Here is a 15,570-nt window from a genome sequence, read left to right as displayed (position 1 = left end):
ATGCATAACGACGCTCACGAAGAGACGATTCTGGTGTTGAACAGCGGCTCGTCGTCGCTGAAGTTCGGGCTGTTTGCGCCGAAGGGTGGCGACGGGAACGACAGCGCAAGCGACAGCTCAGGCGACGATGAAGCACTGCTGCTCTCCGGCGCGGCGGAGGGCATCGGCCGCGACGACGGCAGCCTGCGTATTCGCGCGCCCGATGGCCGCGTGCTGTTGCAGCGGACGCACGCGCTCGAATCGCAGACCGATGCGCTGCAAAAACTCTCGCAGGTGTTGGCGCAACAGCATCACGCGCGGCCGGCGGCGATCGGGCATCGAATCGTGCATGGCGGTCCGCATCTGCGCGTGCATCAGCGCATCACCGACGACGTGCGGCGCCAGTTGCACGACGCGCTGCACTTCGCGCCGCTGCATATCCCGCCCGCGCTCGCGCTGATCGACGAAGCCGTGCAGATCTTCGGCGACGCGCCGCACTTCGCGTGCTTCGACACCGCGTTTCACGCGACGCTGCCGCCGCGCGCCGCGCAGTTCGCATTGCCGCATCGGTACGCGCAAACCGGTGTGATTCGCTACGGTTTTCATGGGCTGTCGTACGAATCGCTGGTCAGGCAACTGGGCGCCGCGTTGCCGCCGCGCGCGGTGTTTGCGCATCTCGGCAACGGTTCGAGCGTGTGCGCGCTGCGCGACGGCCGGTCGGTCGATACGTCGATGGGATTGACGCCGACCGGCGGCATTCCGATGGGCACACGCTCTGGCGACCTCGATCCCGGCGTGCTGCTGTATCTGATGCGCGCGGAACGGCTCGATGCCGATGCGCTCGAAACGCTGCTCAATCGCCACAGCGGTCTTGCTGGTTATGCCGATGGCGAAAGCGACATGCAGGCGCTCGAAAAACGCGCGGCGGCCGGCGACGCGCAGGCATCGCTCGCGCTCGATGCATTCGCGAGCGCGGTGCGCAAGACGATCGGCGGCTATGCGGCGTTGCTCGGTGGGATCGATCTGCTGGTGCTAACCGGCGGCATTGGCGAGAACAGCGAGCAGATAAGGCGGCTCGTATGCGACGGGCTCGAGTTTCTCGGGCTTCCGGCGCGCAAGGTGAGGGTGCTGCATACCGAGGAGGAAAAGCAGATCGCGCGGCATTGCCGGGCGTTGATGCAAAGCGTCGTGAGCTGACGCGAACCGGTGTCAGGCCGTGCCGATGACGGTGTGGTCGGAGACGCCGGTCACGCCGAACAGCCGGGTCACGTCTTCGAGCATCGCGATGCGCTGCTGCTCGCGCTGCAACTCGCCCGACAACGTGATACGGCCGCGCGCGACTTTCACGCTGACGGCGTGCGGCGGCACGGCCGCATCCCACGCGAGACGGCGGGTGGCTTCGGCGGCGAGTTGCGCGTCGCTCAAACGCGCGGCCGGGCGCGCGGCGTGGTGTTGTGGCCTCCGGCGTTTCGAGCGCATGAATCCTCCGTGACAGATGCCGATGCAGACAACACTAGCAGATGCCGCGAATTTTGCGCACGGCTGTGCAGCGCGTCACAGGCGCACGACCGTGCGCGAAAAGCACGATTCAAACGAGCTTGGCCGCTGCCGCGTGGTGATCACGGGTATGCTCACGTGTCATCCAGAACAGCGAGAGCCCGAATCATGTCCGACCTTCCCATCGACAACCCGTTTCTCGAATCGCTCGGCGTGCGTCTGACGCAATGGCGCGACGGCTACGCGGAACTGCTGATGCTGATCGACGCGAGCAAGCTCAATCGCCAGGGCGTGCTGCAAGGCGGCGCGATCGCGACATTGCTCGACGCGGCCGCCGGCTACGCGGGCCTCTATGCGCCCGCCGGACAGCCGGCGCGACACGGCTTTACGTTGTCGTTGACCACCAACTATCTCGACAAGGGGCTCGGCGGCTCGGTGACCGCGAAGGGCTTTCTCGAACGCTCGGGCCGCTCGATTTTCTTTTCCCGGGCCGAAGCATGGGTGGACGGCAAACTGTTGATCGCAAGCGCGCAGGGCACGTTCAAGTATGTGAAGAGCGCATGACGCGGATAGTGCGCGTGCGAGTGTGAAGAAGCGGCGCGCGGGTAGTGCATCGAAGCACGCATGATTTGACGCGTCGCGTTGCGTCGTAGCAAGCCGGGCCGTTTATCATAGTGGCCATCCAACAACAGAACGACGCGCCGTCCGATCGTCCGACCGCAAACGGCGCGCGCATGATCCACGAGACCTCTCGCATTCATCGTCCATGAACACCATTGCCGACGCTTCCTCCCGCCCCTCGATCCGCGAACTGACGTTGCTTGAAGGACGCGTGCTCAGCGTGCTCGTTGAAAAACAGCACACCGTGCCCGACAGTTATCCGTTGTCGCTGAACGCGCTGACGCTTGGCTGCAATCAGAAGACCGGCCGCGCGCCGGTCATCAACGCGACCGAGGCCGAGGTGCTGACCGCCGTCGACGGACTGAAGCGCCTGAGCCTCGTGCTGGAAGGCAGCAGCAGCCGCGTGCCGCGTTTCGAGCACAACATGAACCGCGTGCTCGGGCTGCCGGGGCAGTCGGTCGCGCTGCTGACCACGCTGTTGCTGCGCGGCCCGCAAACCGCCGCCGAATTGCGGCTGAACAGCGCGCGTTTGCATGGCTTTGCCGACATCTCGTCGGTCGAGGCATTTCTCGACGAACTGGCCGCCAACGAGCCGCCGCGCGTCGTCAGATTGCCGCGCATGCCGGGCGAGCGCGAGCATCGCTGGATGCATCTGCTGTGCGGCGAGGTGAGCGTCAGCGAGTCCGCGCAACCGGCGGCCGACACCGACGACAGCGTGCCGCTGTCCGCCTTCGAAGCGCTGAAGGCAGAGCAGAAGCGGCTCTCAGACGAGGTGAGCCGCTTGCAGACGGTGGTGCGGCGTATGGCGGCGGAGTTGGGTATCAGCGCGGACGATCTGTGATGCGGGCAACGCGGTGAGCCGTGTGAGTGGCGGCGGGGCCGCGCCACCCGGCTGATCAGGCAAAGAGCGGCATTTCACCCGCCGCATTCAGCGTTTTCACGCATCCCGCCGGCGCGGCGTGTCCGCGAACAACGCCCGCTGCGTGCGATAGAACACGCGCGGCGGCACGTTCGGCGAATCCTCGCCGAGCCGGTCGAGTTCGGTGCGCAGCGTGCTCAGGTAGTGTCCTTCGCGAGCATCCGGATCGCCGGCAAACACCGCTTCGAGGTGGCGCCGCACCGCGCCATAACGCGCGCCCGCTGCGCGATGTTTCTCGGCGCGCTCGGCATAGCGCAGAAACACGTGCAACGCGGCCGAAACCGTGGCCGCCACGCTGACGAGCCCGACAAAAATGTGCATCTCGATCGATACCGGCGGCATGCTCAGCGACGCGAACACCGCGGTGCCGACGAATGCGGTCAACACGGTCGTGAGCCAGCCCATCTGACGCTCGCGCGCCGACAGCAGATCCGCCATGTCGTAATGGCTCATCTGCGATTCGCGCGCGCGGCGAATCCATTTCAGCAGCAGTTCGTTTTCGTCGACTGGGGGCTCGTAGGCAGGCTGGGTCGTCATGGCGCTTGCGCGGGCTGTCCGCGTTGGGTCCGTTGGTTTCGTCAGGGGTCAGGGTGCGCTCGGTGCAGCCGGATGCGGCCGGCGCGAATTAGTCGTAGGAAAACGAGCTGCCGAATTTCTCGATGCGTTCGAGCGCCATGCCCGAGCCGCGCACGACGCAAGTCAGCGGCGCCTCGGCGACGAACACCGGCAGGCCGGTTTCCTCGGCGAGCAGGCGGTCCAGATCGCGTAGCAGCGCACCGCCGCCGGCGAGCATGATGCCGCGCTCGGCGATATCGGCGCCGAGTTCCGGCGGCGTCTGTTCGAGTGCGATCTTCACCGCCGACACGATCTGATTCAGCGGATCGGTCAGCGCTTCGAGAATCTCGTTGCTCGACACCGTAAAGCTGCGCGGAATGCCCTCGGACATGTTGCGGCCTTTGACTTCCATCTCCTTGACTTCGGAGCCCGGAAATGCGGAGCCGATTTCCTTCTTGATCGCCTCGGCTGTCTGCTCGCCGATCAGCATCCCGTAGTTGCGGCGGATGTAGTTGACGATCGCATCGTCGAACTTGTCGCCGCCGACGCGCACCGAACCTTTGTACACGATGCCGCCGAGCGAGATCACGCCGACCTCGGTGGTGCCGCCGCCGATATCGACGACCATCGAGCCGGTCGGGTCCGAGACCGGCAAGCCGGCGCCGGTAGCGGCGGCCATCGGTTCCTCGATCAGATAGACCTGCGACGCGCCCGCGCTATGCGCGGCTTCCTTGATCGCGCGGCGCTCGACCTGAGTCGAGCCGCACGGCACGCAGATGATGATGCGCGGCGACGGCGCGAACAGCCGCGACTCGTGCGCCATCTGGATAAAGCGCTTGATCATCTGCTGGGTGATGTTGAAATCGGCGATCACGCCGTCTTTCATCGGGCGGATCGCGTCGATATTGCCCGGCACCTTGCCGAGCATCTGCTTCGCCTCGTGGCCGACCGCGAGGATGACCCGTTTGCCGTTCGGGCCGCCTTCCTGGCGAATCGACACCACTGACGGCTCGTCGAGCACGATGCCCTTGCCGCGCATGTAGATCAGCGTATTCGACGTGCCGAGGTCGATCGCGAGGTCGTTGGAGAAGTAGCCGCGCAGAAAACCGAACATGCGTATTCCTGTTGTGGGGGAAGTCGGGCGCGCGAGCGCCGCGCGATGCTGTCGGGGTCTGCCGCTTGCTCGCGGCGGGGCGGAGGCCTTGTCGACCGCGCGAAAAGAAGAATAGCAGTTTCGGCCTGGCACGGAGGATTGAATGCTCGCGGGGTGGCTTCCGTGTTGTTTCTGGATGGCTCTCGCTCTGCCATTCTGTCACCGGATACACGCTCGACGCACTTGGTGTGTTCACCATCGAGCGGCGCGAAAGATGCGCGCGCAAACATCCCGAACAACGCGCGCAATGCGGAAAACCCCTATAAACAGGGGCTCGTATGAACTTTCTGATCGCACACCTTCTTTAAGCGTGCTTTAAGTGGCGGCCTCTACATTACGCATCCATCACGTAACCTGCGCAACGAGTCCTGACTATGACCATCAAAAAATATTGGCGCGGCAGCGCTGCCGCCTGCGTTGTCATCGCAATCGGCGGCGCTTACGCGCTCAGCCACCGCACCGCCGATGCGTCCGTGAGCGAATCACAAGGTTCCGTATCCGCGCTGCACGCGACAGCCGATATCACCGGCACGCGTTCGTCGGCGCCGGACTTCTCCGGCATCGTGTCGCGCTATGGTCCGGCGGTCGTGCATATCGGCGTGAAAGAAGCCGCGTCGGTCGATGAAAACGGTCAGCGCAAGAGCGGCGGCGAAGCGCTCGGCTCGGGCTTCATCATCAGTCAGGACGGGTACATTCTGACCAACAATCACGTCGTCGATGGCGCGAGCAGCGTGAGCGTCAAGCTCACCGACGGCCGCGAATTCCACGCGCGCGTGATCGGCAAGGACAAGACCACCGACGTCGCGGTGGTAAAGATTGACGCGTCGAATCTGCCGACCGTGAAGATCGGCAATCCCGACAGCAGCAAAGTGGGTGAATGGGTCGTGGCAATCGGCTCGCCGTACGGCTTCGACAGCACGGTGACGTCGGGCATCATCAGCGCGAAATCGCGCTCGTTTTCCGACGATAGCCCGATCCCGTTCATCCAGACGGACGTGCCGGTGAATCCCGGCAATTCCGGCGGCCCGCTGTTCAATCTGAACGGCGAAGTGATCGGCATCAACTCGATGATCTATTCGCGCACCGGCGGCTTCCAGGGCCTGTCGTTCGCGATTCCTATCGACGCAGCCATGCATGTAAAAGACCAACTGGTGCGCACCGGCCATGTGACTCGCGGCCGTATCGGCGTGGGCGTGCAACCGGTCAGCGCCGACAAGGCGAAGGCACTCGGCCTCGACTCCGCAAACGGCGCGCTGGTCGGTTCGGTCGATCCGAACGGCCCCGCAAAAGCAGCCGGTTTGCGTCAGGGCGACGTGATCGTCGGCGTGAACGGCAAGCACATCAACAGCGCCACGGAACTGGTCGGGCAGGTCGCGCAACTGGCGCCGGGCAGCGAAGCGACGATCAGCGTGTGGCGCGATGGCGGCGAACGCAAGCTGTCGATCACGGTCGGCGCGCAGCAATCGTCCGATGTCGCATCGATCTCGCCGCGCGAGCAACAGCAGGAACAACCGCAGCAGCAGAACCGTCCGCGTCTCGGCGTCGCGGTGCGTCCGCTGACCCAGGACGAGCAGCAGGAAGCATCGCTGCCGGGCGGCGTGGTCGTGCAGCAGGCCACCGGTCCGGCCGCCGAAGCAGGTATCCAGCCCGGCGACATCATCGTGGCAGTCGACGGCAAGGTGATTCACGGCGTCGAGCAACTGCGCCGCATGATCGCTCAGGCCGACGACAGTGTGTCCGTCACCGTGGTGCGCGATGGCGAACGGGCATCGGTCGACGTGACGCTCGGTTGATCAGTCGAACTCGCCGGTGTAAATGCCGGCGGCAAGCGGGGCGCAACGAATGTTGCGCCCCGTTTTAATTCGAAGGGTGCGCGCCGTTTGCCTGTGACGTAGTTTGCGATGTCTTCTGCGACATCGCGTCCGGCACATCGGGTCCGCCACCTAGCGCGAGATAAAGCGATACTCCGTTCTGCAATGCCGTCGCACGCAACTGGATCAGTTGCTGCTCGGCGGCAAACAGATTGCGCCGCGCGTCCACCACTTCCAGATAGATCGAGATCCCGTTTTCGTAGCGCAGCTCGGCTGTTTCGGCGAGCTGCCGTTGCGCTTCGACCGCCTGTTCCTGCGCGGTGATCTGCTCCTTGTAGCGTTGTCGTGCGACCAGGCCGTCGGACACTTCACGAAACGCGTTCTGCACGGTGCTTTGATAACTGGCGACCAGTTCGTCACGCCGCGCGCGCGCCTGCGCAAGCTGCGCGAGTCGCTGACCGCCATCGAAAATCGGCATGCCAACCAACGCGCCAACCGACCACGCCTGCTTGCCCGGCACGAACAGATCGCCGAGTTCCGGCGAGATATAACCGAAGCTGCCCGTCAGCGCGATGCGCGGAAAGAAGTCCGCGCGCGCGGCGCCGATATCGGCATCCGCTGCGCGCAGTTGCTGCTCGGCCTGCTGGATATCCGGCCGGTTGATCAGCAACGCGGACGGCAGGCCGGGGTCCAGCGCGCCGAACTGCGCGGCGTCGGCGATCGGCGGCGCCTGATGCAGCGTGTCCCGCAGCGACTCGTCGGCCGGTCCGCCGATCAACACCTCCAGCAGATTGCGCTGTTGCGCGGTCGTGCGTTTCAACTCGGCAAGCTGCGTCTGCGCCTGCGTGACGAGAATCGCGGCCTGCTCGTAATCGACCATCGACGTAACACCCGCGTCGAGCCGGTCCTTCGCGACGCCGAGTGCATAGCGGCGGCTCTCCAGCGTGCGCTGCGCGAGTTCGATGCCTTCGTCGCCCGAACGGATCGCGTAGTAGTTCGACGCGACATTACCGATCAGCGACAAACGGAAGGCGCGCTGCGCGTCGACGCTCGCGAGATAGCGGCGCCGCGCGGCTTCGCTCGTATTGCGCACCCGGCCCCAGAAATCCAGTTCGAACGACGTCACCGCGGCCTGTACGTTGTACTGGTTGAACTGAACCGAGATATCGGTGTTGTCGAATTCCGGATCGATCGAGCCGAGCGGCGCCTTGGTGCGCGCCGCGCCAGCGTTCACATTGACCTGCGGAAAACGCGCGGCGTTCTGGATGCGATAGAACGCGCGAGCCTGTTCGATGCGCGCGATCGACGCCGCAAGATCGCGGTTGTGCGCGAGCGCCGTTTCGATCAGCAATTTCAGTTGCGGATCGGCGAAGAAGGTCTGCCAGTCGATTTCGCTGGCGAGATACGCGGCCGCCGGATTACCGGCCTCGGTCATATCGAAGTGATCGGCGACCGGCAGTTCGGGCTGACGATAGGGCGGCGCGAAATTGCACGCGGCGAGCGAACAGCAGAGCAGCGGAATCAACAGGTGCTTACGCATCGTGCCGTCCTCCGCCCGTTTCGCCGGCTTCGGGAGCGAGCGGCGGCAGATCGTCGAGATCGATGCTGCGTTTCTTGCGGCTCAGCCAGCGGCGCGCGGCGACATAGAACAGCGGCGTAAAGAAGACCCCGAACAGCGTCGCGGTCAGCATACTGCCCATCACGCCCGTGCCGACCGCGCGCCGGCTCGCCGCGCCCGCGCCGGTGGCGAGCACCAGCGGCAGCATGCCGAGCACGAAGGTTACGCTGGTCATCAGAATAGGGCGCAGGCGTTGCTGCGCGCCGTTCTTCGCGGCGGTGATCGCGTCCTTGCCTTCGGACTCTTCCTTGATTGCAAATTCAACGATCAGGATCGCGTTCTTTGCCGCAAGCCCGATGATCGTCACGAGGCCGATGTTGAAGTACACGTCGGCGGACAGGCCACGCAGCATCGTCAGCAGCACCGCGCCGATCACGCCGAATGGAATGATCAGCAGCACCGCGACCGGAATCGCCCAGCTCTCATACAGCGCGGCGAGCAGCAGGAACACGACCACCAGCGAAAGCCCAAGCAACATACCGATCTGGCCGCTTGCCTGCTTTTCCTCGAACGCGGTACCGGTCCATTCGTAGGTGAGGTTGCCGGTCAGCACGTGCGACGCAATCCGCTCCATCTCCGCGATTGCCGCGCCGCTTGAACGGCCGGGCGCCGCCTGGCCCGACAAGGTCGCGGACGGAAAGCCGTTATAGCGTTCGAGCTGCTGCGGACCGGAAATCCAGCGTACCCGCGTGAATGCCGAGAACGGCACCATCTCGCCGCGGTTGTTGCGCAGCCGCAGCGAGGTCACGTCCTCGGCTCGCATCCGTTGTTCGGCGTCGGCTTGCAGCAATACGCGCAGCACGTTGCCCTCGAACACGAAATCGTTCACATAGTTCGAGCCGAACGTCAGCGCGAGCGCCTGATTCACCTGGCCGATCTGCAAGCCCAGCGCGCGCGCCTTCACGCGGTCGATCTCTACGTAGAGTTGCGGCGCCTCCGGCATGCCCTCAGCCCGCACGCCCGCAAGCACCGGACTTTGCGACGCCTCGATCATCATGCGGCGCGCGGCCTGTTGTAGCGCTTCGCCACCGACGCCGCTGCGATCCTGGATCTTCATCGTGAAGCCGGTCGCGTTGCCGAGCGATGGAATCGCCGGCGGATCGAGCGCAAAAATAAACGCTTCGGGAATCTGCCGGAAGGCGGCATTCGCGCGGCGCACCAGCGCGCTCGCCGAATTCGCCTCACCGGGCCGTTCGTTCCACGGCTTCAGATCGACGAACGACAGCGCCGCCGATTGTCCCTGGCCAAAGAAGCTGAAGCCGGTGACCGACGCCACATTGCGCACCTGCGGCTGCTGCCGTAAGAACGCTTCGACCTGATCGATCGCATGTTGCGTGCGTTGGTCCGTCGAACCGGGCGCGCCGGTATACGTGATGAAGATATGCCCCTGGTCCTCGGTCGGCAGAAAGCCGCTCGGCAGACGCATGAAGAAAAACACCGTGATCGCGCAGGCCGCGGCGAACGCGAGCAGCCAGCGCAGCGGCGAGCGCAGCATCGCATCGACGCCGCCGATATAACGCGTGGTGCCCGCGTTGAGCCCGTTGTTGAAACCGTCGAACACGCGATGCATCAGACGCGACGCCGCATTCCGAGGTTGTTTGCGCTCGGCGCTTTCGCTTTTGAGCATCGTCGCGCACAAGGCCGCGCCGAGCGTCAGCGCAAGCAGCGTCGACAGCAGGATCGATACCGCCAGCGTGACCGAGAACTGCCGGTAGATACCGCCCGTCGAGCCGGGGAAGAACGCCATCGGAATGAACACCGCGACCAGCACCAGCGTACTCGCGATCGCCGCGCCGGCAATCTGGCCGACCGCCTTGACGGTCGCGCGCGGCGCGCTGAGTCCTTCCTCGCGCATGATCCGCGCGACGTTCTCCACCACGACGATCGCGTCGTCGTTGAGGATACCGATCGCGACCACCATGCCGAACAGCGACAGGATGTTGATCGATAGCCCGAACAGATAGAGCCCCGCGCAGGTGCCGATCAGCGCGATCGGCACGACGATGGTGGGGATCACCGTCGCGCGCCAGTCCTGAAGGAACAGGAACACGACGACCGTGACGAGCAGCAACGCCTCGATCATCGTCTGGATCACGCCGTGCACCGACGTCGTGATGAACGGCGTGGTGTCGAACGGCACGGTCCACGTGACACCGCGCGGGAAGGTCGGTTGCAATTCGGTCATGCGCTGGCGCACCGCGCTGGCAACCGCGAGCGCGTTCGCGCCGCTCGCGAGTTGGATCGCGATACCGGCCGATGCCTTGCCGTTGACGGTGAGCCGGTTGCCGTAGCTGTCGTTGCCGAGTTCGACGCGCGCGACATCGCCGAGGCGCACGGTCGAGCCGTCCGGATTCGCGCGCACGATGATTTCTCGGAACTGCTCCGGGGTCGAGAAGCGGCTTTGCGTGACGATCTGCGCGGTGAATTCGGAGCCCGGCGCAATCGGCTGGTCGCCGAGGCCGCCACCGGCGGTCTGGCTGTTCTGCTCCTGCACCGCCTGCAACACCTCGCTCGCCGACAGCCCGAAGCCCGCGAGCTTGCGCGGGTCGAGCCAGATCCGCATCGCGTACGACGAGCCGAACAGTTGCACGTCGCCGACGCCGTCGATCCGGCGCAACTCGTTGACGATATTGTTGGACGCGAAGTTGCCCATCGCGACCGCGTTGGTGGTGCCGTCGGTCGCCTGCAGCGCGAGCAGCATCAGAAAGCCGGACGATGCCTTCGTCACGCGCACGCCGATCTGCCGCACTTCGAGCGGCAGGCGCGGTTCGACGCGGCTCAGGCGGTCCTGCACCTGGGTGCGCGCGATGTCGAGATTGGTGCCGGGCTTCAGCACCACGGTGATCTGCATCGTGCCGTTCGAGCGGCTCACCGACGACATGTACAGAAAATTCTCGATGCCGTTCATCTCGTCTTCGATGATCGACGTGACGGTGCGCTCCAGCGTGCGCGCGTCGGCGCCGCTAAAGGCCGCGGTGATACTGAGCGACGGCGGCGCGACATCGGGATACTGTTCGACCGGCAGCAGCGCGACCGCGATCGCGCCGAACAGCACCGTGAAGAGGGCGATGACCCACGCAAAGACCGGACGGGCGACGAAAAAGCGATTCATCGGCGAGCCTGTCAGCGGGCGGCCGAAGCCGGGGCCGGGCTTTGCGCCGCGGCGGACTGCGACGGCGCGGCCGGTGCAGCGGATGCGCCTGCAGGTGACTCCGCGGATGCTCCCGCAGTCGCCCCTTCAGGCGCTGGCCGCGCGTCGACCCGCTGACCGGGCTGCACCTTCTGCCAGCCATCGACGATCACGCGCTCGCCGGCCTTCAGGCCATCGCGCACGGTCCAACGTCCTTCGCCTTGCTCGCCGAGATCGATATTGCGGTGGACCACGGTGCCGTCGTCGGCGACCAGCGCGACGCTCGCCACGCCGTTATCGAGCTGCACGGCGCGCTCCGGAATACGGATACCTTGCAGATTGCCGGCCGCGATGATGCGCCCGCGCACGAACTGTCCCGGCAGCAGCGTGCGGTCCGGATTTGCGAATTGCGCCCGCACTGTTTGCGTACCGGTGGACGGATCGACGACGAGGTCCGCGAAATCGAGAAAGCCGCGCTCGTTATAGACCTGACCGTTAGAGAGAATCAGCTGAACCTCGACGTGCTTCATGCTGGTCGGCTTGCGCGTACCCGACTGGATCTGCTGTTCGACATCGAGCATCGCGGTGTTCGACTGCGTGAACACCGCGTTGATCGGCGTCAGCTGATTGACCTGCGTGAGCAGCGTGGCGGCGCCGGCGCTGACCAGCGCGCCTTCGGTGACGAGCGCGCGGCCCGCGCGGCCGGCGATCGGCGTGCGCACGATGCAGCGATCGAGCCGCAACTGCGCGAGCGACACGGCGGCGTGCGCATCGGCAACATTGGCCTGGGCCTGCTGCATCGTCGCGAGCGCGGCGTCGTATTCCTGCGCGCTGACCGCGTGGCGGCCGACCAGCGGTTTGAAGCGCTCGACGACCGAGGCCGCGTTGTCGCGCACCGCGGTCGCGCGCGCGAGCGCGGCCTGCGCCTGCTGCAATTGCGCGCGATAGTCGCTGGCGTCGATCTGGAATAGCGGGGCGTTGGCGGGCAGGTCGGTGCCTTCCTGATACAGCGTGCGCTCGACGATGCCGTCGACGCGCGCGCGAATCTCCGCGCTACGCACGGCCTCGATACGGCCCGGCAATTCGACCACATCGGGCACGGCCGTGGTGGAGACCGTTTCGACCAGTACGGGAACCGGCGGCATCGATGCCACGGTGGGAGTCTCCTGCCGGTCGTGACAGGCGGCGACGAGAAGCGGCAAACCAGTGATCAGAAGCAATACGGCACGACTACGCAGGCGGGATGCGGAGCAGAGCAAGAGAAACTCCTTGGTCAAGGCACTCTTAATTGCGTGTGAGATCGTCTACGGTTTTTCGGTTTGCGGTCTGAATGAAAATTGAATGGACGGCGTAATAATAGCCAGAAAAGATTTCCGTTGATCGTACCGTGTCTGGCAGGCTTGTCAATTCGTTCTTGGCCGTTGCGGGTGGAATAAACGCAAGCACAGGCGCAAGCCGCGTAATAGTCGAGGTATCGCGCAAAACACGGCCTTAAATCAAATTTGTGAATTTTTTCTGATGTGAAGCGGGTGCAGCCGGCGAGCACTCGCGCACAGAAGCACGCTAATCAGCAGCGCGGACAGTATCCAGTAGAAAAGCAGCGCAAATACTTCCATATCGTCGGGATTCTCCAGGTCGCCATTTCCTGTTACCGACAAACAGAGGCGAATAAGCATCTCGACCGGTGCCGGCATATTGAAAGGCAACATCTCGATGACAGAGGTCAGTTGCCAGCCGCTCATCACGGGTATCGCAATGAAGATTACAACGATCAGAATCCGTATGGCGGTTCTTTTCATTGTGCTTTAGTAATCCAGGACTCGGCACGCTGTAGCGGGCACCCGCATAGCCATTACTTGCGCGGAACGACTCCGGCAATCGCATCCGGTACATCTTCCGCGATATCCGCGGCCGCTTCTCCGGCCCCCACACGCTTCGCCGTGCCCCGCGCCTGCCGCTTCACCACCCGGCGCTTCAGATACAACAGCGCCGCGCTCACCACCCCATACATCATCGTGACGATAAACGCCGCCTGCAGCAGCGACTGCGGCGCATAGCTCGACACGTCCTGCGAGCGATGCAGCAGCTCGTCGTACGGGATCACATAACCGAGCGACGTGTCCTGCACGATCGCGAGCACCGAGCTGATCAGCGCCGGCAGCATGCTGCGCAGCGCCTGCGGCAGCACCACATACAGCATCGCCTGCGATGGCCGCATGCCGAGCGCACGCGCCGCGTCGTGCTGGCCGCGCGGTAGCGACAGGATGCCCGCGCGCACCACCTCGGCCGTCAGTGCCGAATGATGCAGCGCCATCGCGAACACCAGAAAACCGAGCGCCGGCCAGTCGAAGCCGAGCGCGGGCAGCTCGATCACCATGAACAGAATCAGCAGCAGTAGCGGAATCGCGCGGAAGAATTCGATGTACGCGCCGGCGAGCCGGCTGACCCAGCCGCACGCGGACAGCCGCCACAACGCAAGCGGCAGCGCCAGCGCAAAGGCCGCGAGCGCCGCGCAGGCCGCCGCGGTAATCGTCGACACGAGCCCGTCGAACAGAAACTTGACGGTGCCCCAATGCAGGAAGATCGCCCACTTGTCGGCGTCGAACTGCCCAGTTGTTTCGAGCCGCCTGCCGATCGCGATCAGCAGGCCGAACACGGTCAACGCGCTGACGATCGAAAAGACGCGCTGCCGTTTGCGTCCGAGCGGCCCCGGCGGTTCGTAAAGCGTATGCGAGCGGTTCATCGCGCCACCGCCATTTTCTGTTCGACCCGCCGCATCAACAGACCGAGCGGAATCGTCAGCGCCATATACGCGACCATCGCGGCGGCGAAAGTCGGCACCGCCTGCGCGGTTTCGAAGTTGATACGCTGCGCCGTATAGGTGATGTCGAACACGCCGATTGCCGCCGCGATCGACGACGCCTTGATCTGATTGACGAACAGGTTGCCGAGCGGCGGAATCACCGTGCGCATCGCCTGCGGAATCACTACGTTCGACAGCACCTGGTCAAAGCGCATCCCGATGCTGCGCGCCGCTTCGACCTGGCCGGCCGGCACCGCGTTGACGCCGGCCTTCAGCACTTCCGCGACCCACGCGCCGGTGTAGAAACCGAGCACGAGCACCGACGACGTGGTCAGCGAATACATGAAGCCGAGCTTCGGCAAGCCGAACACGAACAGCAGCAGCAACGCAAGCAGCGGCGTCATGCGCATGATCTCGACATACGTCGCGGCGAACCAGCGCAACGGCGCGAGCGGGCCGACGGCCATCACGGTCAGCGCGATGCCGAGCACGAAGGCCATCGCGAACGACAGCGCGGTCAGCTCAATCGTGACGCCCATCGCTTCGATGAAGCGCCACGCGAACGGTAGCAGCGGAAGCAGAAAGTCCATGCAGGCAGCGGCTCGGCAATCAACCAGGGATCAACGCTCGATCGTCGGCACTTGCGGCTTGCCGAACGTGCCTTCGAGGTCCTTCGCGTACAGCTTGTTCCACGTGCCGTCCTTGAGCGACTGCTCGAGCTGCGTGTCGATCCATTGACGGAATACCGCGTCATCCTTCGCGACACCGATCCCGTACGGCTCCTGCGTGAACGGCTTGCCGACGATACGGAATTTGTTCGGCTGACGCAGCGATTCGCCCGCGAGTGTCGCGCCATCGTCGACGTACGCATCGAAGCGGCCATCGGCGACACCTTCGACGCACGCGGCCGTGTCGTTGAACGTCACGAATTTGGTCTGCGGCGCGAGCTTCGTCACGTTGTCCTGGACAGTCGTGCCGTTCAGCACGCAGGCAGTCTTGCCGTTCAGATCGGTCACGCTCCGGATCGACGTGTTCGAGCGTTGGGTCAGGATGTCCTGGCCGGCGATGTAGTAGGGGCCCGCGAAGCCGATCACCTTCTTGCGCGCGTCGTTGATCGTCAGCGTCGCGATCACCACGTCGACGCGGCCGTTCTGCACGAACGGCAAGCGGTTTTCAGTGGTCGTCTTGACCCATTCGACGTTGTCCTCCGAGCCGGTCAGCTTCTTCGCGAGCAGGCGCGCGAGATCGCCTTCGAAGCCCTCGGTCTGCCCGGTCATCGGATTGCGCACCGAGAACATCAGCGTATTGAGCGACGTGCCCACCACCAGCTTGCCTTTCTTCTGGATCTTCGCCATCGTCGAATCGGCCGGGAAGGTTTCCGCGTGGGCCGGCGCGATCGCCGCGAAGAGCGTGCCGGCGACGCACGAAGCCAGCACCGCAATCGATTTCAAACGCATGGTGGTATCTCCTCTGTTATACGGGCA

Annotated in this window: 14 protein-coding genes; 4 read left to right on the top strand and 10 right to left on the bottom strand. The window is 64.6% G+C overall.

The genetic code is table 11. The annotated features are described in order from the left end of the window. Positions 1 to 1,176 carry an acetate/propionate family kinase gene (locus L0U82_RS25535; RefSeq protein ID WP_233835542.1) on the top strand — a complete coding sequence of 392 codons (1,176 nt, stop codon included), beginning with the start codon at positions 1 to 3 and terminating at the stop codon, positions 1,174 to 1,176. Positions 1,177 to 1,188: 12 nt separating this feature from the next. On the opposite strand, the gene L0U82_RS25530 is transcribed toward L0U82_RS25535, so the two are convergent. Next, positions 1,189 to 1,458, bottom strand: coding sequence for a BON domain-containing protein (locus L0U82_RS25530; RefSeq protein ID WP_233835540.1), 270 nt, complete (start codon positions 1,456 to 1,458; stop codon positions 1,189 to 1,191). Between the two features lie 186 nt (positions 1,459 to 1,644). Between L0U82_RS25530 and L0U82_RS25525 the strand changes: the two genes are divergently transcribed. Continuing rightward, positions 1,645 to 2,040: a PaaI family thioesterase gene (locus L0U82_RS25525; protein WP_233835538.1), complete on the top strand. Its 396-nt coding sequence runs from the start codon at positions 1,645 to 1,647 to the stop codon at positions 2,038 to 2,040. 202 nt (positions 2,041 to 2,242) lie between these two features. Next, entirely contained in the window at positions 2,243 to 2,938 is a 696-nt protein-coding gene (locus L0U82_RS25520; protein ID WP_233835536.1) for a YceH family protein, read from the top strand. 96 nt (positions 2,939 to 3,034) lie between these two features. Here the strand turns inward: L0U82_RS25520 and L0U82_RS25515 are convergent, their stop codons facing one another. Together L0U82_RS25515 and L0U82_RS25510 are read right to left on the bottom strand one after the other, a co-directional pair. Then, a complete protein-coding gene (locus tag L0U82_RS25515) occupies positions 3,035 to 3,553 on the bottom strand; it encodes an SLATT domain-containing protein (RefSeq protein ID WP_233835534.1) in 519 nt (172 codons plus the stop codon). An 88-nt stretch (positions 3,554 to 3,641) separates the two neighbouring features. After that, positions 3,642 to 4,685 (bottom strand): rod shape-determining protein, encoded by a 1,044-nt coding sequence (locus L0U82_RS25510; RefSeq protein ID WP_233835532.1) that lies wholly within the window; start codon positions 4,683 to 4,685, stop codon positions 3,642 to 3,644. A 413-nt stretch (positions 4,686 to 5,098) separates the two neighbouring features. On the opposite strand from L0U82_RS25510, the gene L0U82_RS25505 reads away from it, so the two are divergent. Further along, complete coding sequence (locus L0U82_RS25505) at positions 5,099 to 6,517, top strand: trypsin-like peptidase domain-containing protein (RefSeq protein ID WP_233835530.1); 1,419 nt, start codon at positions 5,099 to 5,101, stop codon at positions 6,515 to 6,517. Positions 6,518 to 6,581: 64 nt separating this feature from the next. Here the strand turns inward: L0U82_RS25505 and L0U82_RS25500 are convergent, their stop codons facing one another. From L0U82_RS25500 to L0U82_RS25470, 7 genes are all read right to left on the bottom strand, one after another. Further along, positions 6,582 to 8,075, bottom strand: a complete 1,494-nt coding sequence (locus tag L0U82_RS25500; RefSeq protein WP_233835528.1) for an efflux transporter outer membrane subunit — start codon at positions 8,073 to 8,075, stop codon at positions 6,582 to 6,584. Beyond that, a complete protein-coding gene (locus L0U82_RS25495; RefSeq protein WP_233835526.1) occupies positions 8,068 to 11,265 on the bottom strand; it encodes a multidrug efflux RND transporter permease subunit in 3,198 nt (1,065 codons plus the stop codon). Before L0U82_RS25495 ends, L0U82_RS25500 begins: the two co-directional genes overlap by 8 nt. An 11-nt stretch (positions 11,266 to 11,276) precedes the next feature. Beyond that, the gene (locus L0U82_RS25490; RefSeq protein WP_233837494.1) at positions 11,277 to 12,428 is read right to left on the bottom strand and encodes an efflux RND transporter periplasmic adaptor subunit; all 1,152 of its coding nucleotides are present in this window, start codon (positions 12,426 to 12,428) and stop codon (positions 11,277 to 11,279) included. Positions 12,429 to 12,779: 351 nt separating this feature from the next. Continuing rightward, complete coding sequence (locus L0U82_RS25485) at positions 12,780 to 13,082, bottom strand: hypothetical protein (protein ID WP_233835524.1); 303 nt, start codon at positions 13,080 to 13,082, stop codon at positions 12,780 to 12,782. A gap of 53 nt (positions 13,083 to 13,135) precedes the next feature. Beyond that, positions 13,136 to 14,026, bottom strand: coding sequence for an amino acid ABC transporter permease (locus tag L0U82_RS25480; RefSeq protein ID WP_233835522.1), 891 nt, complete (start codon positions 14,024 to 14,026; stop codon positions 13,136 to 13,138). Continuing rightward, positions 14,023 to 14,676, bottom strand: coding sequence for an amino acid ABC transporter permease (locus L0U82_RS25475; protein WP_233835521.1), 654 nt, complete (start codon positions 14,674 to 14,676; stop codon positions 14,023 to 14,025). Before L0U82_RS25475 ends, L0U82_RS25480 begins: the two co-directional genes overlap by 4 nt. Positions 14,677 to 14,706: 30 nt before the next feature. Further along, the gene (locus L0U82_RS25470) at positions 14,707 to 15,543 is read right to left on the bottom strand and encodes a glutamate ABC transporter substrate-binding protein (protein ID WP_233835520.1); all 837 of its coding nucleotides are present in this window, start codon (positions 15,541 to 15,543) and stop codon (positions 14,707 to 14,709) included. Positions 15,544 to 15,570 lie beyond the last annotated feature (27 nt).

It is taken from the genome of Paraburkholderia sp. ZP32-5 (assembly GCF_021390495.1).
GTDB lineage: Bacteria > Pseudomonadota > Gammaproteobacteria > Burkholderiales > Burkholderiaceae > Paraburkholderia.
This window is presented reverse-complemented; position numbering and strand designations above follow the sequence as displayed.

Excerpts from the sequence above, each read along its gene's own strand:
- L0U82_RS25535 (WP_233835542.1), top strand. The coding sequence starts at position 1 with ATGCATAACGACGCTCACGAAGAGACGATTCTGGTGTTGAACAGCGGC.
- L0U82_RS25530 (WP_233835540.1), bottom strand. The coding sequence starts at position 1,458 with ATGCGCTCGAAACGCCGGAGGCCACAACACCACGCCGCGCGCCCGGCC.
- L0U82_RS25525 (WP_233835538.1), top strand. The coding sequence starts at position 1,645 with ATGTCCGACCTTCCCATCGACAACCCGTTTCTCGAATCGCTCGGCGTG.
- L0U82_RS25520 (WP_233835536.1), top strand. The coding sequence starts at position 2,243 with ATGAACACCATTGCCGACGCTTCCTCCCGCCCCTCGATCCGCGAACTG.
- L0U82_RS25515 (WP_233835534.1), bottom strand. The coding sequence starts at position 3,553 with ATGACGACCCAGCCTGCCTACGAGCCCCCAGTCGACGAAAACGAACTG.
- L0U82_RS25510 (WP_233835532.1), bottom strand. The coding sequence starts at position 4,685 with ATGTTCGGTTTTCTGCGCGGCTACTTCTCCAACGACCTCGCGATCGAC.
- L0U82_RS25505 (WP_233835530.1), top strand. The coding sequence starts at position 5,099 with ATGACCATCAAAAAATATTGGCGCGGCAGCGCTGCCGCCTGCGTTGTC.
- L0U82_RS25500 (WP_233835528.1), bottom strand. The coding sequence starts at position 8,075 with ATGCGTAAGCACCTGTTGATTCCGCTGCTCTGCTGTTCGCTCGCCGCG.
- L0U82_RS25495 (WP_233835526.1), bottom strand. The coding sequence starts at position 11,265 with ATGAATCGCTTTTTCGTCGCCCGTCCGGTCTTTGCGTGGGTCATCGCC.
- L0U82_RS25490 (WP_233837494.1), bottom strand. The coding sequence starts at position 12,428 with ATGCCGCCGGTTCCCGTACTGGTCGAAACGGTCTCCACCACGGCCGTG.
- L0U82_RS25485 (WP_233835524.1), bottom strand. The coding sequence starts at position 13,082 with ATGAAAAGAACCGCCATACGGATTCTGATCGTTGTAATCTTCATTGCG.
- L0U82_RS25480 (WP_233835522.1), bottom strand. The coding sequence starts at position 14,026 with ATGAACCGCTCGCATACGCTTTACGAACCGCCGGGGCCGCTCGGACGC.
- L0U82_RS25475 (WP_233835521.1), bottom strand. The coding sequence starts at position 14,676 with ATGGACTTTCTGCTTCCGCTGCTACCGTTCGCGTGGCGCTTCATCGAA.
- L0U82_RS25470 (WP_233835520.1), bottom strand. The coding sequence starts at position 15,543 with ATGCGTTTGAAATCGATTGCGGTGCTGGCTTCGTGCGTCGCCGGCACG.